Source organism: Neobittarella massiliensis (ex Bilen et al. 2018) (assembly GCF_900289145.1).
In the GTDB taxonomy this organism is placed as follows: Bacteria; Bacillota; Clostridia; order Oscillospirales; family Ruminococcaceae; genus Neobittarella; species Neobittarella massiliensis.
The window spans coordinates 301,118-321,147 of the sequence record NZ_OKQO01000004.1 but is presented as its reverse complement, the minus strand read 5'-3'; the positions used below and the strand labels follow the sequence as shown (position 1 = coordinate 321,147).

Sequence of the window (20,030 nt, the reverse complement as noted above, 5' to 3'; positions counted from 1 at the left end):
TCACTCCAATACTTGATAATAGCGGTCGATCGTCTCGAGGATGTAGTCGGTGCCGCGAATGCCCATGAGAGGCAGGTGCTCGGCGATCTGCACATGACTGACCAGCGGAAAGCTGACACAGAGGCCAGTGTTGGTGCGGTCGCACAGATGCAGCGATACATCGTCGCCAAATACCAGATGGTACTGCAGCTGGCGCAGGGCGGTTATCTGCTCTTTTTCGGTGGCAAAGTGGCGAACGATGGGGTCGCAGTCGGTAATATCCCTTAAGGTGTGCGGGCAGATGAGCAGGTCTGGGCAGATATCCAGCTCCCGGCACAGGCCCGCCAGGCCCTGCAACAGGTCGTAATCGCCGATGATGGCGGCAGCAGGGGGGTGGGGTCTGTTGCGGTACATGGTGGCATACATGCGGAAAGTAGCTGCCTGGCTCTGTCGCTGGCCCAGCTGGTCGCGCACTGATCGGGCGGCAGGCCGCCCCAAAACGGAAGCGATCTGCTCGAGCCATTGTTCAGTTCCCTGATAGCCGTACGGGACGCCGTAGACATAAGGGGTGCCAAACTGCTGTTTGAGCCACTCGGCAGCCGGGAGCGCCTCGGCTCGCAGCACGATGTTCAGCTGGGCGCCGCCCATAGCCGCCAGCTGTTGTAAGCTGGTATCTACCCCCAGAGCCGTGTGACGGGAAAGACCAAAGGAGCGCGAGAGCAGGTCCTCTATCTCCCTGAGGTCGGAGCGGATGCGGTAACTGCTGGCCGAGGCGCCCAGCACATTGTAACGGCCAGGCAGCAGCCCCTGCTTTTGCCCCGCCAGCTGTTTGACCAGCAGACGATAGACCTGGCGCAGACCGACGGTATAATCCCCCTTGAAACCGCCGTTTTCCAGTGCGATGAGGCGGGCATCGACCTGCTGCTGCATGTAATTACAAACGCCGACCAGATCGGTGCCGATGACCGCGGTGACCGCCGAGGCGATGACAAAGATCACCTTGGGGCGATACCCCTTATCCAGCTCGACGATGGCCTCTTCCAGACGCCGGACATCGCCCATGATGACATCGTCTTCGCTCATGTGCGTGGTAAAGAGTGACTGGTCGGGCGAGATGCCCATGGCACCAAACAGACTGACGCAGTAGTGGGTGGTTCCCGCCGGGCCGTATTCCAGCACCACCGCGTCGCCCACGGTGAGCAGCGTCCACATGACAGCCATGCGGTCAGACGGGACCGGCAGATATCTGCACAGACTCATACGGCGGCCCTCCCCTCACGCAGCTGCCGGGCAGCGGTGCTGGCATCGATCAGCTGCTGTACCCCGGCTATGGTGACCTCTAGCCCCAGCATGGGGGACAGTACATCGGTGTGGGCGATCTCGATCTTTTTTTTGCGCAGCCGTTCGGCGTATTCGTGCCCCAGATACAGGTGGGGCTGCAGCACGTCGTACACGTATTGCAGCGGGGCGATGTTGGCAGTTTTGGTGACATAGGGGTCACATTGCTTTAATATGGTCTGCCGGGCAGGGTCTTCTTCCCCGGGAATGGCGCTGGTCTGGATGAGCAGCGGCCGCATACCCAGTTTGACCATAAAGGCGTTAAGCTCAAAACACTCTACCGGCGTGTTGCCGTAGATGTAGGTGACGCCCGCTAGGTGGGCAGAGGCACCGGCCACTGCCCGGCAGGCCTGGCGGTATAGGTCTTCGACCTCGGCCGGCAGGGGCAGCTGCAGATAGCCAAACAACTGGGCGTATAGCCGGTAGATGCGTGCAGGGTCGATATACTTGTCGAACAGCACATAGGGGGTGCCAAACGCCCGCTGCATTTTTTTGGCCAGCGGCAGACCGATGGGGTTGACTACCAGATTTACCCGGGCCGCTGCGGCCCGCTCGATCTCGGCCACGGTGGTGCCGCTGGGCAGCATCATCCCCATGGGCACACCGGCCTGCTGCAGCACGCGGTAGAGCTCGGTGGTAGTGAAATCGCCCAGGCGTTGGCCAATGACATTGACCGTCTGTCCCACCGGCTGTGGGCGCATCATGGCAAAGCAGGCGGTGATAGTATCCTGTACTCCGGGCAGGTGGTTCTCGGTCTTAAAGTGCTCGGTGTGCACCGCCATGACCGGGATGCCGTACTGCTCGCCCAGCTGTTGGGCCATCGAGTCGACATCGTCGCCAATGACTTCTACTACGCAGGTGGTGACCACGAACACCGCTTTGGGGGCGTACTCCTCCATCAGCTCGGCAAAGGCCCGGTACAGCTTTTCCCGGCACCCAAAAGTGACGTCGTGGCTGTCGAGCACCACCGAGAGACAGCGCCCGTCGAGGCCGCCGAACGAGCTGCCGCTGATGGTGGTGTTTTTGGTGTAGTAGGTGCACTCGTCGGTACCCACTACCAGCAGCACGCTGTCTTTGATGCCGCGCACCGCCATCATGGCGCCCATGAGCGGGCAGTGGGGCCCGGGGAATATAGCGCTGCTGAGCTGCGTGACCTCTTTTATGTCGGTGACCTGACTCAACCGCTTCATGCGCGAAACAAGGTCCTGTCCGTTCAATATAATTCCTCCTTTAACTCTGCGCTAGGCGAGCTCGGCAAAGGCGATGAGCGGTTTTTGCCGCCCCTCGATATGGATGATCTCGCCGCCCACACCGTAGACCTCGCGCAACATTTTGCTGGTGATGACCTCGCTGGGGGTGCCTTCGCTGTACTTTTTTCCATCTTTGATCACCACGATGTGGTCGCTGACTTCCAGTGCGTGCGACAGATCGTGCAGCACCATCACCACCCCTACGCCAGTCTCTCGGTTGAGACGGCGCACCATACGCATCGTGTCGAGCTGATGAGAGATATCTAAATAGGTGGTGGGCTCGTCTAAAAACAGGATCTCGGGCTGCTGGGTGAGCACGGTGGCGATCCAGACGCGCTGAGTCTCGCCGCCGGATATCTCGTGGATAGATTTATCGCGCAGGTGGTAGGTACCGGTAGCGCGCATGGCGCTTTCGATAATGCGTTCATCTTCGGGCGACTTGCGGGCAAAAAAGCCCTGGTGTGGCATACGGCCATAACTGACGAGCTCTTTTACGCGAAAATCAGCCGGAGCCGAATGCATCTGCGGCAACACACCGATGCGGCGGGCCAACTCTTTGGGTCCAAAATCCTGCAGGTCCCGCCCGTCGATGCAGACGGTACCGCGCTGGTATTTGAGCAGCCGGGTGAGAGCCTTGAGTACCGTGGATTTGCCCGAGCCGTTGGGCCCGATGATACTGGTGACCTCGTGTCGACCGATGTGGATATCGAGGTCTTTGACCACCACGCAGTCCCCGTATCCGATCTGTAAGCGCTCGGCGCTAACTTCCATTAAATTTACCCCGCTTTCTGAGCATGTAGAGGAAAAACGGCCCGCCGGACACCGCCATGACGATGCCCACCGGGATCTCCATCCCGGGGATGATGGTGCGCCCCACCGTGTCGGCAAAGAGCAGGATCGAGCCGCCCAACAAGATGCTGGTGGGCATGAGCACCTTGTAGTCAGAGCCCACCAGCATGCGCGAGATATGCGGCACGACCAAACCGACAAAGCCGATCATGCCGGCCACCGATACGGTGGAGGCGGCCAAAAATGCCGATACGGCCGACAGACACACCCGACTGGCATTGACGCGGATCCCCAAATTTTTGGCCATCTCGTCCCCCAACTGCAGCGCGTTGGCGTGGCGGATACACAGAAGCGCCAGAGCCAGGCCCACCAGCGCATACACCGCCATGGTACGCACGTGCACCCAAGACATGCCGGACAGACTGCCGTTCATAAAGGCCAATACCCCGGAGAGATTGTCGCTGTTCATAAGCTGCAGCAGCGAGTTATAGCCGCCCAGCACTGAATTGATGGCCACGCCCGAGAGAATGATGCGCACCGGGTCGACGCCGCCTTTCCAGGCCAGCGCATAGATGAGCACGCAGGCCAGCGCGGCGCCCACAAAGGCAAACAAGGGCAGAGAGAGCGTGAGATTGGGGAAGATGAGCAGCACCGTGATGGCAGCGGTACCGGCACCGGCCGAGACGCCGATGGTACCGGGGTCGGCCAGAGGGTTGCGCATGACGGCCTGCAACAGCGCACCGGCCGCCGACAGCGCCCCGCCGATGAGCAGGGCCAATATGACTCGGGGCAGACGCAGGTTGAGTACTACTGTACGGGTGGTGCTGCGCTCGCTGGAAAAGATGGCCCCGAGCACCGCGCGAAATGAGTAGCCCGCGCTGCCGATGGCGATGGCGGTGATGCTGAGCACCACCAGTACCGCCACCAGCACCGTCCACACCACTCCCACCCGCAGCAGCTGGACACCACCCTGATTTTTACCGTGTTTTTTTGCTGTCATGGGTATGTTCCTTTCCGGTAGCGGGCGTGGCCGGCTACTTTTGGGCATAGTAGTCCTCTAAAATATCGGCCAAGTCTTCAATATTCTGGATGATGTTGATACCCGCGGTCGAGACGTAGTTGCCCGGCAGGTAGATGACGTTTCCATTTTTAATGGCGGGAATACTGTTCCAGTAGTCGGGGTTGAGCTCGTAAACGCCTTTCATCAGCGTCTCTACATCCTCGGAGGTACCCATACCGGTAATAAGCACCACGTCGGGATCGTATTCCAGCGCCTTTTCCATATCCAGCGGGATCATGGAAGCGGCCTGATCGTTTTGGTACACGCTCTCCAGCCCACACATGGCCGCCATGCAGCCCAGCGTTCCTTTTTCGGTCTGCAGGTACATGGAGGTGGGGCCGCCGGCCAGCAGCATCAGCACCGATTTTCCGGCACAGATCTTCTGCATCTCCTCCACCCGCTTATCGAGATCGTCAAACTGAGCCATGACCTCCTTGGCCTTGGCCGCGGAGGCGTCGTCCATGGTGAAGGCGTCGACCAAGGCTTGGCTCTGCTCGCGCACCACGTCGTAGATGCTGTAGGTCTGGGAGTTGGTGGCCATATAGTAGACCGGGATGCCCAGACTGGACAGCGTATCGCCGTAATCCTGCTTGCTGGCGGCGGCCATGATCACCAGATCTGGCTCCAGCTCGACGATGCTCTCGGCGTTAAAGCTCTCCATACTCAGCGACGGCAGCTGCTGGGCCTCGAGATCAGCGGGGTAATCCAGTACCGAGGTCTGGGGCACGGCGATCATCTCGACATCCATATCGTACAGCGTCATCACCGGATAGGTGGTGGTGCACACGATGCGCTCGGGGGCCTTTTCGAGCTCGATCTTATCGGTGTAGCCCAGCTCCTGCATGTGGGCGGGGTACTCGAGGGTGAATTTCTGCTTGTCGGCAGTGCCGGAAGATGCGGTCTGTTTGGCGTCGTCGCCGGCACAGCCGGCCATAGACAGGGCCAACACGGCAGCCAGGGCCGCGGCGGCGATCTTTTTCAGTTTCATCGGTATTCCTTCCTTTCGGTGGGCCGGTTCAGAGCCGGCTGGATTATATTAGGCCGATAAGATCTTTTCGGCCAGCTCACTGTATACGGCCTGCATAGGAGAACTCTCCAGCGTCTCGAACACTGTGCCTCCCCGAGCCTCTGCGCTCTGGATATCGGGTGAGCGGGGAATGTATTGGATGACACGGGTATCTATCTCCTGCACGGCCCGATCGACGATCTGGCGCTCGTTTTCGATGTTTTTGGCGTTGAGGATAAGGCCCTGCAGCTTGGCGTAGCCCCGCTTGCCAAAGCCGCGAATGGCGGTGGCAATATTGTTGGCGGCGTACAGGCTCATCATCTCGCCGGAGGAGACGATGTACACCTCGCGGGCATAGCCACCGCGGATGGGCATGGCAAACCCGCCACAGACCACATCGCCCAGCACGTCGTAAATGACGATATCGGGACGATACACCGCGAAAGCGTCGAGGCTTTCGAGCTGCTCAAAGGCGGAAATGATACCCCGTCCGGCGCAGCCCACCCCGGGGGTGGGGCCGCCAGACTCGACGCACAGCACACCGCCAAACCCGGTAAAAACGATGTCCTCCAGTTTGATGGCATCACCTTTTTGACGGATCTGCTCTAATACGGTGGGAATGCGCTGGCCGCCCATCAGATTTTTGGTAGAGTCGGCCTTGGGATCGCATCCGATCTGCATGACCCGGTACCCCTTACCAGCCAGTGCCGCCGATAGGTTCGATGTTGTGGTGGATTTACCGATACCGCCTTTGCCGTAAATGGCGATCTTGCGCTGTATGATATGCTCCAAATTTTGACCTCCCTTTTTTGCTGTAAAATTGGATGAAAGCAGTGAAAATCCGCTTTACAGAAGATGGAAAACATGTTACGATGTGGTTAGCGATAGCTAACTGCGTGCTAAAGTATACCACACAGAAAACTTTCATGTCTTTCAAAATATTAGGCAGCTTTTGCAATTTAGCAGGGAGGACCCGTCTATGAAAGAGACTCAACAGATGTACCCCGAGGCATTTTACAACTTTCAGCTGTTGTGTGATGCCGTGTTGCACCGGGACCTGATACAGGCCCGTCTGGTACTGGAAGAACAGTCGCAGTGCCTGTTTGAGAGCGAACGGCCGTCGTGGGAGTCGATGATGGTCTTTTTGACCTCTATGAACCGCAGTCTCTATAACTTTATCCTCTACCGCACCAGCTTGTCGCTGCACCAGTGCTGTTTTGAAAACAGCAAGCTGATGCACAAGTGCCACACTCGGCAGCAGTTCTTCGACCTGGCCGAGCAGATATTAGAGGCCTATTGCAGCGAGTTGCGCTGTGACAGCTGCCGGGGCAACTACATCACCCGCGCCAAAGCCTACATCGACTGGAATCTGGATAAGCCGCTGCGCCTGGAGGAGGTGGCCGCGCGGGTATTTATCAGTAAGACCTATCTGTCGGAGCTGTTTACCAGCTACACCGGCATGTCTTTTACCACCTATGTGACCCGTCAGCGGATGCAGCGGGCCAAAAAGCTGCTGCTTTCTACGCGCATGTCTATCCACGATGTAGGGCAGGCCTGTGGCTTTTACTCCTCGGCCTACTTTTCTACCGTGTTTACCCGGCAGTTTGGGTTATCGCCCAGCCGTTACCGAACAGCTATGGCCCAGCTGCCCACCGATGACCGCCGCGACTATGCCTGAGACGGAGACTTATTTGCAGGCGGCAAAAGCGGTAAATAAGTGGTAAATTCTCCGGGGTAGAGTGGGCCTGCCCCGACTGCGCCTGACGATCAAAAAAGCAGGACCGGCTATCTATATTAGATAGCCGGTCCTGCTTTTTCGCCGGGCAGCTGTCGACAGCGGACAGCAGTTTAACTTTTAACCCTGCTCACAGTGCCACACAGCGCTTGGGCCGCAGCCAAGAACCCCTGCGCACACACAGTGGTCAGATGACCGCTCACCGCCAAAACAAGCGGTCTATTCTAGTGTCGGGCTGTTTACCCACCACACCAAAACCACAGCCGTTGCCCCTGCTGCCGTGGACACCCGCGCGCTGGGGCGACTGACCAGGTATAGCGGCTGGCCAAGACCGCCCCTTTACAGGGCCGGCGTGGCCGGAGATTTGGCAGACATGCCAGTTTGCACTGCAAAAGTTCCTGCGGTGTTACCGATCCCGGCCGGTCTTGGCCGGGTATTTGACGGCGTTCTTCATCGCTTTGTCGGCCACTGCCTGGGTCAGGTCAATATCAAAATGCTGGCATATGCGGCAGAGATACCAAAACACATCTGCCAGTTCCTCTTGCAGGTGCTCAAACTCGCGGGCGTCCTGTCTGACATCATCGGCTGCGTCGGAGTGTCTCCACATAAAGATCTCGGCCAACTCGGCGGCCTCTACGGTGAGGGCCATAACCAGATCTTTGGCGTTTTGCTCTTTGCGCCAGCCCCGCGCATCTGAAAATTGCTGGATCTGCTGTCTGAGTTGGGCCACCGTGGTTGTCTGGTCGTTTTTCATCCTGTCTCTCCTTTTACATCTTTCGGGTGTGCTTTTTGCGGACACAGCGACCCTATATCAGCGAAACTGATTGAGTGCCGGCAGATAGGTATAGCCAATAGCGGCCATCTTTTTTTCGAGTGCGGCGCGGTCGGCCTGCAGATCGTCGCACAGTGCATCCAGGCTGGTGTAGCAGTCGCGCAGCTTGGTGTTCAAAAAACTCAACAGTAAAAATGGATCACTGGGGATGGGCATATGATCTCTCCTATATGACCCGTGGATGACATGTGTCATCCACGGTACTATTTTCGCGTATGCCCGCATTGTACCACATTTCTGATCGCGCCGGCAAACCCCGTTTATCTATGATACAGGGGTATTATGACTGCCGCGCACCGGCTGCGGGCGACGGGGCCAGCTGAAAGCCCCGCACAAACAGCTGGTCCTGATGATCCCAGAGCAGTACCAGCGCCGCTGACAGCAGCAGAGCCAACGCCTGGGATGGGTCGTCCAGCGGCAGATCGAATTCCTCTTTCATCTTGCGCAGGCGGTAGAGGACCGTATTGCGGTGGGTAAAGAGCTGGGCACAGGTCTGCTTTACCGAGTGGTGGCTGATACAGTAGGTGTACAGTGTGCGGCAGTACTGCGTGTGGTACTGGTGGTCGTAATCGAACAGTGCCCGGATCTGGGGGTGGATGAGATCAGTTCTTCCCTGCAGTTGACGCAGCATCAGGTCGTGAAACTGCTCGACCCGCGCGACCCAGCTGCCGGCGGTATGCGCCCGCAAATACTGCATCACCTCGTCTGCCGCACGGTAGTACCGGGGCAGGTGATACAGCCGGTCAAGCACGTCGGAAACAACGACCCGCAGGTGAAATTGCCGGGCCAGATCATCAAACTGGGTCAGGTCGTGGCCGTCGTTGAGAAACAGTAGCACCGATCCCCTATAGAGGAAGGGGTGGGCGCTGAGGCCGATAGTCGGCGAGGTAGGTGGCGGCCTGTGCTTTAAAAAACACCTCGCTGGAAAACTTGTCGTCCAGAAGGTGGGTGAGCACCTCTTCGGCGGTGGAGAACATCACCCCGCCGCGGCTGGCTTCGAAGTATAGCTGCTTGGCCAGGATCGCCTGCAGCTGCTCAAAGGTCTTTGGCGGCAAGGTGATGGTAATGCAGCCAGAGGACGGGGTGGCTTTTGGCACCGTATCGCGCTCTGACAGCCAGGCACCTATTCAACAGCTGCACGATATACCGTCGCTGGATGTACTGCGGGAGAAGCTGGCGCCCGCAGTGGCGGCTAACCCCAACCTGTTTTACATACTCAAAGTTCGCGGAAACTTTCGCACCATGTACGTGCGCAGCTGCTTTGTGTGTGAAAAACCTTATCCCACGCTCTGGGAGGCGGCCGGCCAGCAGCGGGAATTCCGCTATGAAAATGTGTCCGGCAGTATTATCGCCGTATTTTGCCCCGCATATGTAGAAGGCATCAACCTGCCGGGCTGGCACTTCCATTTTCTAAGTGGCGACAAGCAAAAAGGCGGCCATATCCTGGGGCTGAGCGCCGATACACTGATATACCAGATCAATGCGCTGCACGATTTTGAGCTCCTGCTGCCCCAAAACCGCGAATTTGCCGGGCTCGACCTGTGCGAGGATCTCAGCGCTAAAACTGCCGCTGTCGAGGGCTGACTGACCAGCCTACTGTATCCGTGACAAAAACCGCCCTGCTGTATACCGGTGGGGCGGTTTTTAATCTCGCTGCGATTTTTTGCAAAAAAACGTCTATGCCCCTTGACTCTTACGCTGCGTGATAGGGTAGGATAGCAGTAGATGGTAAAGCAGTTGCCGGCAAACGTATATCCATCCAGCGAAGAGAGGAAAGAGGGCGATGAGAGATGAAGACCATCAGCGAAATTGCCGCACTGACCGGCGTCAGCGTGCGCACCCTGCAGTACTACGACGAGATCGGTCTCCTGCACCCAACTGCACTGACTGCGGCGGGCTACCGATTATACGATGAAAAGGCGCTGGCTGCCCTACAGCAGATCCTGTTCTTTAAGGAACTCGATTTTCCCCTAAAAGAGATCGCGCGCATCATGACCGACCCCGGCTTTAGCAGGCAGGAGACTTTTCAGCGGCAAAAAGCACTTTTGACCGCCAAACGAGATCGGCTGGACCGCCTGCTACAGCTGCTGGACCGGCTGGAGAGAGGAGAGAATTGCATGGATTTTGAGGCTTTTGATATAGGTGGCTATATACAGGCCCTGGAGGACTTTAAACAGACGCACCACACAGTCATCGCCACCTATTGGGGCAGCGAGGAGCATTTTGACGAGCTGATAAGGCGCTGCCGGGAACACGGGCCCAATATTGCCCAAAATGCCATCCGCTATTACGGCAGTGTCGAGAACTATGTAACTGCTATGAGAGAGCAGATGGACCACTTTTCTGAGCACATGCAGGCGTTAGACACGTTACAGCAGGAAGGCAAAGTGGAAGAAAATCAGCGCTATATGCTGGAGCTGGTAGCCGACCTCACCCGCGATGCAAGCGACCCGGAAGTGCAGGGCATCATAGCGCGCATCGTTGGGCTGACGGGCGACAGCAGCATCTCTGCGCTGCAGGCCACCGAGAGCTGGCAGATGGTGATCGACGCCTACCTGTATAACGACAAGCTCATCGCAGCGATAGATAAAAAATATGGTCAAGGAGCCTCCCACTTTATCGGCGAGACGGCCCAATACTATTTTGATCATCAAAAAACAGTACATGGCCCGGCCTGATCGGGGAGAAAGCGCAGATCGTCTCGCACACGATACGCTGAAATTACCCGGTTGCCGTCTGAGGTCTGACCCACCAGGCATTTAAAACCGATAGATACCCGTACTGAACCATTACAAAAAAGGTCCTATCCCAATCGGGATAGGACCTTTTTTGTTGAGAGCGCGATACTTCAGCCCCGCTGACGTGCAGTGAAAGCAACGCCCGAATTTACCGCCGACAACACCGGCAAGACGCCTTAGCGGACTTACCGGCAATACTGTGCGCAGATCTCATCAAGTTCTCCGCTCTACTGCCTGGACCGGACAATTTTCAAAGCAACTGCCGCAGTGCAGACAGTGCGCCTGTTGGATGTGGTAGGGAGCTCCCGTCTGGATGCACTGCTGTGGGCAGACGCGCAGACATTTTCCACAGCGGATACAGCGGTCTGTTATCCGGTAGCCCCGCAGCTTGCGTTTACCGCTGCCGATTGTATAACACGCCCGAAAGATCGGGCGCACACCGAGATCGAAATATTCGATCTGCAGGTCGCCAGCGGCAAATACGACCCCGATCTTTCTCGTGTCGCCGGGATAGACATTTGAGAGATAGGGCTGCTCGGCAAAGATCCTATCAATATATTTTTTCTGCTCGGCCCGGGGGACCGGTACCGCCTTGGCAGAGATGCGGATCATCTCCTTGTAACGGGTAAAAGCCAGTATCTGCACCCGCCCATCGCGCAGCAATTCACGGCAGAACTCTTTGCCCCGCGCAGTGAAAAAGTAAAGCGTGTCCGGTGTATAGTGGATGGCGCTTATACACCGCACCTGCGGCGTTCCATCCAGCCCCACCGTAGCAAAATTGAGTACTCCCACGTATCGCAATTTTTCTAAACAGGTCTGTGCGTCCATAAGATCCACCTCACTCGATGATAAGGCTGCGCCCGTCTTTTCGGGGCTTGGCGGCGGGATAGGCTCCCGCACAGTAACCGAGCAGAACAAAGCACCGCACAACATAGCTGTCGGGTACTTTCCACTCCCGCAAGAGCGCAGCACCGGCCTCACCGGCAAAGGTATCTTCTCCCCGAGCTACGATACAGGAGGAGATGCCCAGCTCTGTCGCCGCCAACACCATGTTTTCTGCACAGCAAAATGCGTCGGGGATACTGTATAAAAAGTTTTTTGGGCACAGGACCATGCAGACGGTCGGTGCACCGTAAAATCCACTTTTGAGGGAGGGGTCATCGATGATACTCGGCTGCTCGGAAGAGACGTAAGAGCCGGCCAGCTGCTGCCGGTCGAATCTGGCGATATTGAGCTGCCCGACTTTTTGACAGAGAGCCTGATTGCGAAGGGCGATAATCGCGGCGCGCTGGCCACCGCCGGCGCTGGGCGCATACAGGCCGGCCTCGATGATCTTTTCCAGGTCGCATCGTGCGATCTGCTGGTCTTTATACTTGCGGATAGAGCGGCGATACCTCATCAGTTCAAACAGTTGCACCTATTTAAACCTCCTTCCAGCACTGGGGGTCGGCGGCATAAAAATTTCCGTTTTGTCCGCTGGCTACGGCGGGGCAGCCCCGGCAAAAGCGCAGCAGCTCACACCTAGAACATTTTTCAAACCTGGTGTAGTCGCGGTAGGTCTCCATCTGACAGATCCACACGTCGGCGAGTCGATCTTCAAACACATTGCCGACTTTGCTGCTTTGCACGCGGCGGCAGGCGTAGATCTCCCCTGTCGGCAGGATGGTCATATGGCAGTTGCCACAGTTACAACCGCCGTAGATCACCTTTTCCCCGGCACCCTCTGGGATCTGAAAGATGCCTCTTTCGTATTCATAGAGGGTCCAGAGGTGGTCCTTTTTGTTAAAATAAGTCGTGCAGCCGGCAGCTTCGTAGGCCTGGAACTTTTTGTAGCAGGTATCGAGTAATTGCCGGTACTGCTGCGGGGTCATGCCTGTGTCTTTTTCCTCGCTTGTAGGGCAGTAGCGGGCAAAGGCGAAGATGTCTGCCCCCGCCGCTACGACCGTATCGATTATGTCGGGCACCTCGCTGATGTTCGTCCCCGATACAGTCGTCATGATCACCGCGCGCATACCCGCTTTTTTAATGCAGGCGATCTTTTCGAGCGTACAGTCGAAAGAACCGGGCTTGCGGAACCAATCGTGGGTCTGGCGCATGCCGTCGATGGAGAGTTGATATTTCTGGCAACCGTATTCTCGCAGTTTTTGACAAACTGCATCGGTCAAGTGGAACGGGTTGCCGAGGATGGTAAATGGGATATCGTGTTCCTTTATCAGTGCCAGCAGCTTCCAAAAATCTGGGTGCAGGATCGGATCGCCGCCCGTGAGATAAAAGTACGGGAGCCGGTCGTAGACTCTGCAAAAGTCGAGGCAGTTGTAAAACGTGTCCTGCATTTGCCGCCAGCTCATAGCCTCTGGCTCTTTGCGGGTGTCCTCTGAAAAGATATAGCAGTGTTTACAGCGCTGGTCGCAGGCATCGGTGATGTGCCACTGAAAGGCAAAATACTGTTTCATACTTGATGCATCCTCACTTTATATAAGATCGGACAGGCCGATTTGCAATTCTGAGTTCCCGGCGAAGATATACACCGGGAACGGGTCGATGGAACAAGCTACTTGTCGCCAGCGCCGCAAGCCGCCCCACAGGCAGTGGGCTTTTCTTCCGGCTTGTCCGCCGCGCCACAGGCGGCAGGTGCTTCGGCAGGTCTGTCGCCGGCGCCACAGGCGGTACCGCAGGCGGCGGGACTTTCCTCCGGCCTATCTGCTGCACCGCAGGCGGAAGATACCGTTTCTTTTTCGTTCCATCCAAAGATGTTTGAGAGTGCCATAACTGTGACCTCCACTTTTGTATTCAGAGTGCTGTTGCTGTTGCTGTTTTGCTCTCTGTAATTCTAATTGTACGATTTTATTTTTCGGTCACAAGTACGCACTTTTTTATAACACAGTTACCTTGAGGTGACTTTTGCGCCGCCTCGGGCTTATAGAGGTCAAAAATATAAGCGGTATTAAAAAATTTTACAATACTGCTTACACGCAAATAGAGTAGTATCGTATAATAGGCATGTAACATTATATTTTGATCTAACAGCTATTTAAGGAGGTATTCATTGTGCTGACCAAAGCAGAGATGCCTGCATGCCCCGTTGCGACCACCGTACAGATGATCGGCAGCAAATGGAAACTGCTGATCATCAGAAATCTGCTCGCTCGGCCGTGGCGATTCAACGAGCTACGCAAGGATCTGGAGGGTATCAGTCAGAAGGTGCTGACCGACAGCTTGCGCTCGATGGAAGACGACGGGATCGTCACCCGCACCGCCTATCCCGAAGTGCCACCCCGGGTAGAATACGCCCTGAGCGAATTGGGGGAATCCATGCGTCCCATTATAAAAGCTATGGAGATATGGGGACTCAATTATCAAAAAAGCGCCAAATAGAAAAACTCGTAAAAACAGCGCCAAAGCTCTTTAAAATAGAGCACATTGGCGCTGCTTTTTGCTACCAAAATTCTGTGTTGATGCACATCTTATCGGGGCTATTATATAAAGCAGGTGGCGACACACCATATATTGGGCCAGATACTTTGTACTTGGATGCATAAAAAAGCCTGTACCGATGGGTACAGGCTTTTTTATGGTGGTGGAGGATGGATTCGAACCATCGAAGTCACTGACAACAGATTTACAGTCTGCCCCCTTTGGCCACTCGGGAACTCCACCGCATATTTGGTTTTAAATGGTCGAGGCGACAGGACTTGAACCTGCGGCATCCTGGTCCCAAACCAGGCACTCTACCAAACTGAGCTACGCCTCGGTACACAGTGCGCAGTTGTAGCTCACGGCCGTAACTACAGCTTTTTAATTTTATCGTATCCAGAACAAAAAGTCAACGGCATTTTCCTATTTTCACCTTGCTTTTTCACAAATTTCCTTCCAGATAAAAAAGAGCAGCACGGTGCTGCTCTTTTTTATCTGGTGCTGACTGTCGACAGCAGCACCTTTTTACCATTACCGGTGCAGGATCTCCGACTCATTTTGACGACAGTAGTCGTACATTTCGCTGCCGGTAGCAAACCACACCCCGGGCTTATCTTTGACAAAGGTCAAAAACTCTTCGAGTATGGCTGAGCGGCCGGGGTTACCGATCGTTTGGGGATCTAATTGCATGACGTAACACAGGTGATGGGTGTAGTGGCCGGTAAACTCATCCTTCCAGTTCGAGAGCATACTGCTGTAAGGTGCTACCCTGCCCTGACCGGTGGGAAAAGCCGGCCGGTAGTTAAAGGCCAGATAGGGGAAATCGAAGTTGGCCCACTGGATAGGTATCTGCAGCATTTGGGTGCCGGCATCGTCTACCGGCATAAAGTAGGGGCGGTCGTCATCGCTCAGGTCGCTGGAATAACACATGCCTAAGCTGTGGGCGATCTGCAGCGTCTCCAGGGTGAGGTCCCCCTCGGGGGCACGAAAACCGCGAGGCGAAACGCCACTGTACTTTTCGATAGCGGCCACCGCTTTTTTGAGCCGTTCTTGCTGTTGGGCGCGGTCAAACAGCGACAAGTTCTCGTGCAGATAGCCGTGGCAGGCGATCTCGTGTCCGGCAGACACGATGTCTTTCATGTAGCCGGCATATTTTTCGGCCACGATGCCGGGGACGAAAAAGGTCGCCTTGATCGAAAAGCTCTGTAAGATATCCAGTAACCGGCCCAGTCCGCGCGTCATGCCGTACTGGCCCATCGAAAGCGTTTTAGGCATGTGGGCCGCCCGTTCATCCAGCTGCAGCCAAAAGTATTCGGCGTCGAGATTGACGGTGATCATGGCTGCGCACTGGATGTTTTGCGGCCATTTGGGGTGCTGTGTATACATGTTTATCTATCCCTCCCTACTGCTCTGGCCGGGTATGTCTGCCGCCACCAGTCGGCGATCTGGCTGCCGGTAGCCACCCATACGTCTTGGTGGCTGGTGACTTCTCTGAGTATCTCTTCCAATATCTGATTGCGGCCCGGTGCGCCGGATATCTGTGGGTGCATGAGGAAAGAGATACACAGCCCATAGCGGTGGTAACCGGCAAATTCGGCCAGGTAATTTTGCTGTACATTGCGGTAACAGGAGATGCGGTCGAGGCCTGCCGGTTCAGCCGGATAGATATTGTAGGCCTGCGCCACATAATCGTCCAGTTCCCACTTGGAGGGAATCTCGATAAAGTCGGTTACCCGGCCATCGAGCACGGTGCGGTAGGGCCGGTCGTCGCCGCGCATGGAACTGGAGTAGGAAAAGCCCCGCTCCTCCAGCAGGTAGGGGGTGTCTACCGCCCAATCGCCCGACGGGGTGCGAAAGCCCACCGGCGCCGTGCCGGTGATATCTTTGATGATCTTCTGGGTCTTTTCGATGATCTCGATCTGCTCCTCCCGCGTTTTTTCCACAAAGCGCTCGTGGGTATAGCCGTGATTGCCGATCTCATGGCCGGCGGCATGTATTTTTTTCACAACTGCGGGATTGTGCTCGGCTACGTAGCCGGGAACGAAAAAAGTGGCCTTTACCCCGTACTTGTCGAGCAGATCCAGGATCATATCCACACAGCGGTTAGGGCCGTACTGGCCCACCGAGCGTGCGCGGATGAGTTTATCGGCGTTGGGCTCGTCAGACGACATGTTTTGCCAGATGATGTCGCCGTCGAGGTCAAAAGTAAACATGGCCGCGCTCTTGCAGCCGTGGGGCCATTTTACAGCTTGCATATAGGTCGTCCTCTCTATCGTGAGGTGCTGTTAGAGCACCTTCTCTAAAAACACACGGGCGCGGTCAGATTTGGGGGTGGAGAAAAACACATCGGGCGGCGCGTCCTCCACCAATATGCCTTCGTCTAAAAAGCAGATGCGGTCGGCCAGTTCCCGGGCAAAGCCCATCTCGTGGGTCACTAGTACCATCGTGATGCCGGTATCGGCCAGATTTTTGATGACTCCCAACACCTCTTTTACCATCTCGGGATCCAGGGCGCTGGTGGGCTCATCGAACAGGATGACTTCCGGGTCCATGGCCAGCGCACGGGCGATGGCCACCCGCTGCTTCTGCCCGCCAGAAAGCGTATCGGGGTACACGTTGGCCTTGTCGGGCAGTCCAACCTGCGCCAGCAGCTGCAGCGCCTTTTTCTCGGCCTGTTTGGGCGGCACTTTTTTTACTTTGCGGGGGGCATATGTCATGTTGCCCAACACGGTCATGTGGGGAAAGAGGTTAAAGTGCTGGAATACCATCCCCACCTTTTCGCGCACCGACATCAGGTCTACTTTTTTCTGGGTGATATCTTGCCCGTCGATAAAAATTGAGCCGCCAGATGGCTTTTCGAGCAAATTCATGCACCGCAGCAAGGTGGATTTTCCCGACCCGGAGGGACCGATGATCGCCACGATCTCCCCTTTGTGGATATCCAGCGACACGCCTTTGAGCACCTCCAGCGCGCCAAATTCCTTATAGATATTTTTAACGCTTATCACTCTTATGTACCTTCCTCTCAACCAGGTGGGCCAGCAGCGTCAGCAGCATGACGATGATGTAGTAGATGAGCGCCGATACCAAGAGTGGTTCAAACGCCTTATAGGTGGAGTTCATTACCAGCTGGGCGGTGCGCATAATATCTACCAGACCGATGGTGGCCACCAGCGAAGTACCTTTGAGCAGGTTGATGATCTCGTTGATGACGCTGGGCAGTGTGCTCTTGATCGCCTGGGGAAAGATGATATCGCACATCATACGCGGATAGGGTACCCCCAGAGCGATGGCCGCCTCGCGCTGACCCGCATCTACTGCCTGGATACCACCGCGCAGGTTCTCTGACAAAAAGGCGGCCGAGTTGCAGGCAAAAGCCAATACGCTGGCCTGCATGGCGGTGATCTTGTAGGCAAATAGCTGGGGGACGGCAAAGTACACCAAAAACAGCTGCACCAGCTGGGGAACACCGCGGAATATGGAGGTGTAGAAGTAGGCGATGCCCCGCAACACTCTGCTGCGCGATATCTTGCACAGCGTGAGCGGAATGGCGATGACAAAGCCCAACAGTAGGGACAGGCCGGTGATCTGTAAGGTCATGCCGATGGACTTAAAAAACAGCGGCATGTATTTGGGAATGACACTAAAGTCTAAGTTCACGTTCTCTCTCCTTTGGCCGCAGCGTAGAGCCAGACGGCTGCCCGCCTGGCTCTGCCTGCGCGAAATGCCGATATCGGCGCTGAGATCTTTTTTACACTAGGATGTGATGGAAAATATCCAATTTTTCGCCAAAAAGCGTATCGTCAGCCACAAGAACAGCGCTGCTGTTTCGCGGCGCGAGGAACTGTGTTTCGAGAGCTGTTCTTACACTTTTTGCGCTGCCTAACGGGAGGGTAGGTCTTATCTTTACCTGTATTTTGGGTGACCTATTGCGCAAAAAGCCCACCCTTGAATCGGCCCTGTGACCGTAAGAACAGCGCTGCCGCTTCGCGGTGCGAGGAACTGTGTTCCGAGAGCTGTTTTTACACTTTTGCGCTGCCCGGCGGGAGGATAGGTCTTATCTTTTTCCTGTATTTTGGGTGACCTATTGCGCAAAAAGCTCACTCTCAAATCGACCCTGTGGCTGTAAGAACAGCGCTGCCGCTTCGCGGCGCGCGGAACTGTGTTCCGAGAGCTGTTCTTACACTTTTTGCGCTGCCTGGCGGGAGGGTGGGTCTTATCTTTACCTGAATTTCGGGTGACCTATTGCGCAAAAAGCTATTCGCCGATATATGCCTCTCCCAGCCATTTGACGATGATCTGGTCCATCGTGCCGTTGTCCTTAAGTGTCTGGATCTCCTCGTCGAAAACTTTTTTGAGCTCTGAATCCTTGGGGAAAGCGATCGCGAACTCTTTGGCCACTCCTTCGCTCAGCGAACTGTCGACCGGTACCATAAAACCGTCGATCTCATCGTACTGTTTCATAAAACCGTCGATGAGCGAACCGTCGGTACACATGGCGTCGATACGGCCATTGAGCAGCTCCTGCAAAACCGCGGGCTGGCCGTCGAATGTTGACACCTGGGCATTTGGCACCCGGCGGGCCATGTCTTCGTATGAGGTACCGGTAGAGCAGCCGATCTTTTTACCGGTCAGATCGTCTACCGTGGTGATACCGGAGCCCTTTTTGACCAAAAAGGCATCGCGGGCCTGGATGTAGCCGATCGAAAAATCCACATTTTTGCGGCGTTCATCCGTGGCGGTCATTCCGGAGATGACCATGTCGGCCCGGCCGGACTGCAGCGCCCCGATCAGCCCGGAAAACTGCATGTTGGATATCTCGTAGGTAAAGCCCAGATCTTTTGAGAGCTGCTCGATAAAATCGATATCCAGCCCTTCGTAGGTCTCGTTCCCCTCCTCATCGACGGTGACCGACTCAAAGTTTTTAAACGAGGCGCTCAGGGCGATAACATAATGCTTGCCAGACAGGGGCTTTGAGCTGTCACCTCCCGCAGCACCGGTCTCTTTGGCCTCTTCGCCACAGCCGGCAAACAGCCCCAGAGTGAGTACCGATGCCGCCAACAGGGCAAGTATTTTTTTCAGTTTCATAAAAACTCCTCTTTCTCTCATACAGATATTGTTTGTAAAACCGTCGGCTCTACTGTGCCGACAAGTCGATCTTTCCCGCTTTCCAACACCGGGGCGACCGGGGTGGCGTGGGGTAGGCGCGCTTGCTGTGGGAGAGCGACTGGGCCACCAGCATCTCGGCGGTATTTACCAGTACCATAGCGGGGTCGATGACCGGGATGCCGACCAGCGCCGAGACCTGTGGCGCCAGCCCGGCAAAGCTGAGACAGCCCAAGATCACGGTGTCGGCCCCGTCGGCGGCACATTTTTTTGCCGCCTCGGCCAGTTGAGCGATCAGCTGGTCATCGCCAGTGGCGGTGCGTATCTGATCTGGCCTGTGCTGCGCGCTGCGCACCGAGGTCAAAAAGCTGCCATAACCCAATGCACGGACAAAAGCCTCTTTTTGGGGGATGCGGCGCTCGTCGGTGGTGAGTACCGAAAAGTGATAGCCCAACTGGGTGGCCAGCGCCAGCGAACACTGGGCCCCACCCAGCACTGGGATCGAGAGCACCTCGCGGCAGGCAGCCAGACCGGGATCGCTAAAACAGTATAGCGCCACTGCGTCGTACCCCTCCTGTTGGGCATCCAGTGCCAGCTGCACGATCTCGGGGGCCGCAACCGCCACATCCAAGTCGGAATCGATGCAGACCTCGGTACACTGGGGGCAGATCATCGATATTTGGGTATCCGGTCTGGCTGTTGTCAACAGCAGCGCCTCACGAACCGCCAACTGCTGGCGATCGAGACCAGAATCGGGGTTTATAAACTTGATGCGCATAGTTA

The 20,030-nt window shown here is 56.1% G+C and carries 24 protein-coding genes and 2 tRNA genes; 4 read left to right on the top strand and 22 right to left on the bottom strand.

The window, feature by feature from the left end; genetic code table 11:
* The 6 genes from C6Y32_RS07495 to C6Y32_RS07470 are packed head-to-tail and all read right to left on the bottom strand — an operon-like array spanning position 1 to position 6,214.
* Positions 1 to 1,239, bottom strand: a complete 1,239-nt coding sequence (locus C6Y32_RS07495; protein WP_105204677.1) for a nitrogenase component 1 — start codon at positions 1,237 to 1,239, stop codon at positions 1 to 3.
* Positions 1,236 to 2,534: a nitrogenase component 1 gene (locus tag C6Y32_RS07490; protein ID WP_129589411.1), complete on the bottom strand. Its 1,299-nt coding sequence runs from the start codon at positions 2,532 to 2,534 to the stop codon at positions 1,236 to 1,238. The genes C6Y32_RS07495 and C6Y32_RS07490 overlap by 4 nt, the downstream gene beginning before the upstream one ends.
* A gap of 24 nt (positions 2,535 to 2,558) precedes the next feature.
* Positions 2,559 to 3,338: an ABC transporter ATP-binding protein gene (locus tag C6Y32_RS07485; RefSeq protein WP_105204675.1), complete on the bottom strand. Its 780-nt coding sequence runs from the start codon at positions 3,336 to 3,338 to the stop codon at positions 2,559 to 2,561.
* Entirely contained in the window at positions 3,328 to 4,356 is a 1,029-nt protein-coding gene (locus tag C6Y32_RS07480) for a FecCD family ABC transporter permease (protein ID WP_105204674.1), read from the bottom strand. The genes C6Y32_RS07485 and C6Y32_RS07480 overlap by 11 nt, the downstream gene beginning before the upstream one ends.
* Positions 4,357 to 4,390: 34 nt before the next feature.
* Positions 4,391 to 5,404: an ABC transporter substrate-binding protein gene (locus C6Y32_RS07475; protein WP_105204673.1), complete on the bottom strand. Its 1,014-nt coding sequence runs from the start codon at positions 5,402 to 5,404 to the stop codon at positions 4,391 to 4,393.
* A gap of 48 nt (positions 5,405 to 5,452) precedes the next feature.
* Complete coding sequence (locus C6Y32_RS07470) at positions 5,453 to 6,214, bottom strand: nucleotide-binding protein (protein WP_105204672.1); 762 nt, start codon at positions 6,212 to 6,214, stop codon at positions 5,453 to 5,455.
* A gap of 187 nt (positions 6,215 to 6,401) precedes the next feature.
* Between C6Y32_RS07470 and C6Y32_RS07465 the strand changes: the two genes are divergently transcribed.
* Positions 6,402 to 7,100 carry a helix-turn-helix transcriptional regulator gene (locus tag C6Y32_RS07465; RefSeq protein ID WP_105204671.1) on the top strand — a complete coding sequence of 233 codons (699 nt, stop codon included), beginning with the start codon at positions 6,402 to 6,404 and terminating at the stop codon, positions 7,098 to 7,100.
* A 463-nt stretch (positions 7,101 to 7,563) separates the two neighbouring features.
* Here C6Y32_RS07465 and C6Y32_RS07460 read toward each other — a convergent pair whose 3' ends face one another.
* The 4 genes from C6Y32_RS07460 to C6Y32_RS07445 all read right to left on the bottom strand — a co-directional run bounded on the left by C6Y32_RS07460 (position 7,564) and on the right by C6Y32_RS07445 (position 9,086).
* Positions 7,564 to 7,911 carry a nucleotide pyrophosphohydrolase gene (locus C6Y32_RS07460; RefSeq protein ID WP_105204670.1) on the bottom strand — a complete coding sequence of 116 codons (348 nt, stop codon included), beginning with the start codon at positions 7,909 to 7,911 and terminating at the stop codon, positions 7,564 to 7,566.
* Between the two features lie 57 nt (positions 7,912 to 7,968).
* Positions 7,969 to 8,145, bottom strand: coding sequence for a DUF4250 domain-containing protein (locus C6Y32_RS07455; RefSeq protein WP_105204669.1), 177 nt, complete (start codon positions 8,143 to 8,145; stop codon positions 7,969 to 7,971).
* Positions 8,146 to 8,269: 124 nt separating this feature from the next.
* Positions 8,270 to 8,827, bottom strand: a complete 558-nt coding sequence (locus C6Y32_RS07450) for a PucR family transcriptional regulator (protein WP_105204668.1) — start codon at positions 8,825 to 8,827, stop codon at positions 8,270 to 8,272.
* Positions 8,828 to 8,834: 7 nt separating this feature from the next.
* On the bottom strand, positions 8,835 to 9,086 hold the full coding sequence (locus tag C6Y32_RS07445; RefSeq protein WP_129589410.1) for a hypothetical protein: 252 nt from the start codon (positions 9,084 to 9,086) through the stop codon (positions 8,835 to 8,837).
* Here C6Y32_RS07445 and C6Y32_RS07440 point away from each other — a divergent pair.
* Together C6Y32_RS07440 and C6Y32_RS07435 are read left to right on the top strand one after the other, a co-directional pair.
* Positions 9,055 to 9,573: an acetolactate decarboxylase gene (locus C6Y32_RS07440; protein ID WP_164998178.1), complete on the top strand. Its 519-nt coding sequence runs from the start codon at positions 9,055 to 9,057 to the stop codon at positions 9,571 to 9,573. The two genes, C6Y32_RS07445 and C6Y32_RS07440, sit on opposite strands and share 32 nt — an antisense overlap.
* Before the next feature lie 206 nt (positions 9,574 to 9,779).
* The gene (locus C6Y32_RS07435) at positions 9,780 to 10,667 is read left to right on the top strand and encodes a MerR family transcriptional regulator (protein WP_105204665.1); all 888 of its coding nucleotides are present in this window, start codon (positions 9,780 to 9,782) and stop codon (positions 10,665 to 10,667) included.
* Positions 10,668 to 10,940: 273 nt separating this feature from the next.
* Here the strand turns inward: C6Y32_RS07435 and C6Y32_RS07430 are convergent, their stop codons facing one another.
* From C6Y32_RS07430 to acgA, 4 genes are all read right to left on the bottom strand, one after another.
* Complete coding sequence (locus C6Y32_RS07430; RefSeq protein WP_105204664.1) at positions 10,941 to 11,555, bottom strand: 4Fe-4S binding protein; 615 nt, start codon at positions 11,553 to 11,555, stop codon at positions 10,941 to 10,943.
* A 10-nt stretch (positions 11,556 to 11,565) separates the two neighbouring features.
* Positions 11,566 to 12,144 carry a nitroreductase family protein gene (locus tag C6Y32_RS07425; RefSeq protein ID WP_105204663.1) on the bottom strand — a complete coding sequence of 193 codons (579 nt, stop codon included), beginning with the start codon at positions 12,142 to 12,144 and terminating at the stop codon, positions 11,566 to 11,568.
* A gap of 4 nt (positions 12,145 to 12,148) precedes the next feature.
* Positions 12,149 to 13,180: a radical SAM/SPASM domain protein, ACGX system gene (acgM, locus tag C6Y32_RS07420; RefSeq protein ID WP_105204662.1), complete on the bottom strand. Its 1,032-nt coding sequence runs from the start codon at positions 13,178 to 13,180 to the stop codon at positions 12,149 to 12,151.
* Positions 13,181 to 13,278: 98 nt separating this feature from the next.
* The gene (acgA, locus tag C6Y32_RS07415) at positions 13,279 to 13,494 is read right to left on the bottom strand and encodes an ACGX-repeat peptide (RefSeq protein WP_105204661.1); all 216 of its coding nucleotides are present in this window, start codon (positions 13,492 to 13,494) and stop codon (positions 13,279 to 13,281) included.
* A 281-nt stretch (positions 13,495 to 13,775) separates the two neighbouring features.
* On the opposite strand from acgA, the gene C6Y32_RS07410 reads away from it, so the two are divergent.
* The gene (locus C6Y32_RS07410) at positions 13,776 to 14,102 is read left to right on the top strand and encodes a winged helix-turn-helix transcriptional regulator (RefSeq protein WP_105204660.1); all 327 of its coding nucleotides are present in this window, start codon (positions 13,776 to 13,778) and stop codon (positions 14,100 to 14,102) included.
* Positions 14,103 to 14,299: 197 nt separating this feature from the next.
* On the opposite strand, the gene C6Y32_RS07405 is transcribed toward C6Y32_RS07410, so the two are convergent.
* From C6Y32_RS07405 to C6Y32_RS07370, 8 genes are all read right to left on the bottom strand, one after another.
* Positions 14,300 to 14,384 (bottom strand) — tRNA-Tyr (locus C6Y32_RS07405).
* Between the two features lie 17 nt (positions 14,385 to 14,401).
* Positions 14,402 to 14,478 (bottom strand) — tRNA-Pro (locus tag C6Y32_RS07400).
* Between the two features lie 194 nt (positions 14,479 to 14,672).
* Positions 14,673 to 15,527, bottom strand: a complete 855-nt coding sequence (locus tag C6Y32_RS07395) for a polysaccharide deacetylase family protein (RefSeq protein WP_105204659.1) — start codon at positions 15,525 to 15,527, stop codon at positions 14,673 to 14,675.
* Positions 15,528 to 15,529: 2 nt separating this feature from the next.
* Positions 15,530 to 16,396, bottom strand: coding sequence for a polysaccharide deacetylase family protein (locus C6Y32_RS07390; protein ID WP_105204658.1), 867 nt, complete (start codon positions 16,394 to 16,396; stop codon positions 15,530 to 15,532).
* A gap of 30 nt (positions 16,397 to 16,426) precedes the next feature.
* A complete protein-coding gene (locus tag C6Y32_RS07385; protein WP_105204657.1) occupies positions 16,427 to 17,149 on the bottom strand; it encodes an amino acid ABC transporter ATP-binding protein in 723 nt (240 codons plus the stop codon).
* Positions 17,136 to 17,801 (bottom strand): amino acid ABC transporter permease, encoded by a 666-nt coding sequence (locus C6Y32_RS07380; RefSeq protein WP_105204656.1) that lies wholly within the window; start codon positions 17,799 to 17,801, stop codon positions 17,136 to 17,138. Before C6Y32_RS07380 ends, C6Y32_RS07385 begins: the two co-directional genes overlap by 14 nt.
* 597 nt (positions 17,802 to 18,398) lie before the next feature.
* Positions 18,399 to 19,229 (bottom strand): transporter substrate-binding domain-containing protein, encoded by an 831-nt coding sequence (locus C6Y32_RS07375; protein WP_164998177.1) that lies wholly within the window; start codon positions 19,227 to 19,229, stop codon positions 18,399 to 18,401.
* 49 nt (positions 19,230 to 19,278) lie between these two features.
* Positions 19,279 to 20,025 (bottom strand): aspartate/glutamate racemase family protein, encoded by a 747-nt coding sequence (locus tag C6Y32_RS07370; RefSeq protein ID WP_105204654.1) that lies wholly within the window; start codon positions 20,023 to 20,025, stop codon positions 19,279 to 19,281.
* Between the last annotated feature and the right edge of the window lie 5 nt (positions 20,026 to 20,030).

Bases quoted from the DNA above. Each gene is read 5' to 3' on its own strand.
- C6Y32_RS07465 (WP_105204671.1), top strand. From the start codon at position 6,402: ATGAAAGAGACTCAACAGATGTACCCCGAGGCATTTTACAACTTTCAG.
- C6Y32_RS07475 (WP_105204673.1), bottom strand. From the start codon at position 5,404: ATGAAACTGAAAAAGATCGCCGCCGCGGCCCTGGCTGCCGTGTTGGCC.
- acgM (WP_105204662.1), bottom strand. From the start codon at position 13,180: ATGAAACAGTATTTTGCCTTTCAGTGGCACATCACCGATGCCTGCGAC.
- C6Y32_RS07435 (WP_105204665.1), top strand. From the start codon at position 9,780: ATGAAGACCATCAGCGAAATTGCCGCACTGACCGGCGTCAGCGTGCGC.
- C6Y32_RS07370 (WP_105204654.1), bottom strand. From the start codon at position 20,025: ATGCGCATCAAGTTTATAAACCCCGATTCTGGTCTCGATCGCCAGCAG.
- C6Y32_RS07460 (WP_105204670.1), bottom strand. From the start codon at position 7,911: ATGAAAAACGACCAGACAACCACGGTGGCCCAACTCAGACAGCAGATC.
- C6Y32_RS07430 (WP_105204664.1), bottom strand. From the start codon at position 11,555: ATGGACGCACAGACCTGTTTAGAAAAATTGCGATACGTGGGAGTACTC.
- C6Y32_RS07440 (WP_164998178.1), top strand. From the start codon at position 9,055: ATGCAGCCAGAGGACGGGGTGGCTTTTGGCACCGTATCGCGCTCTGAC.
- C6Y32_RS07480 (WP_105204674.1), bottom strand. From the start codon at position 4,356: ATGACAGCAAAAAAACACGGTAAAAATCAGGGTGGTGTCCAGCTGCTG.
- C6Y32_RS07495 (WP_105204677.1), bottom strand. From the start codon at position 1,239: ATGAGTCTGTGCAGATATCTGCCGGTCCCGTCTGACCGCATGGCTGTC.
- C6Y32_RS07375 (WP_164998177.1), bottom strand. From the start codon at position 19,229: ATGAAACTGAAAAAAATACTTGCCCTGTTGGCGGCATCGGTACTCACT.
- C6Y32_RS07485 (WP_105204675.1), bottom strand. From the start codon at position 3,338: ATGGAAGTTAGCGCCGAGCGCTTACAGATCGGATACGGGGACTGCGTG.
- acgA (WP_105204661.1), bottom strand. From the start codon at position 13,494: ATGGCACTCTCAAACATCTTTGGATGGAACGAAAAAGAAACGGTATCT.
- C6Y32_RS07395 (WP_105204659.1), bottom strand. From the start codon at position 15,527: ATGTATACACAGCACCCCAAATGGCCGCAAAACATCCAGTGCGCAGCC.
- C6Y32_RS07390 (WP_105204658.1), bottom strand. From the start codon at position 16,396: ATGCAAGCTGTAAAATGGCCCCACGGCTGCAAGAGCGCGGCCATGTTT.
- C6Y32_RS07455 (WP_105204669.1), bottom strand. From the start codon at position 8,145: ATGCCCATCCCCAGTGATCCATTTTTACTGTTGAGTTTTTTGAACACC.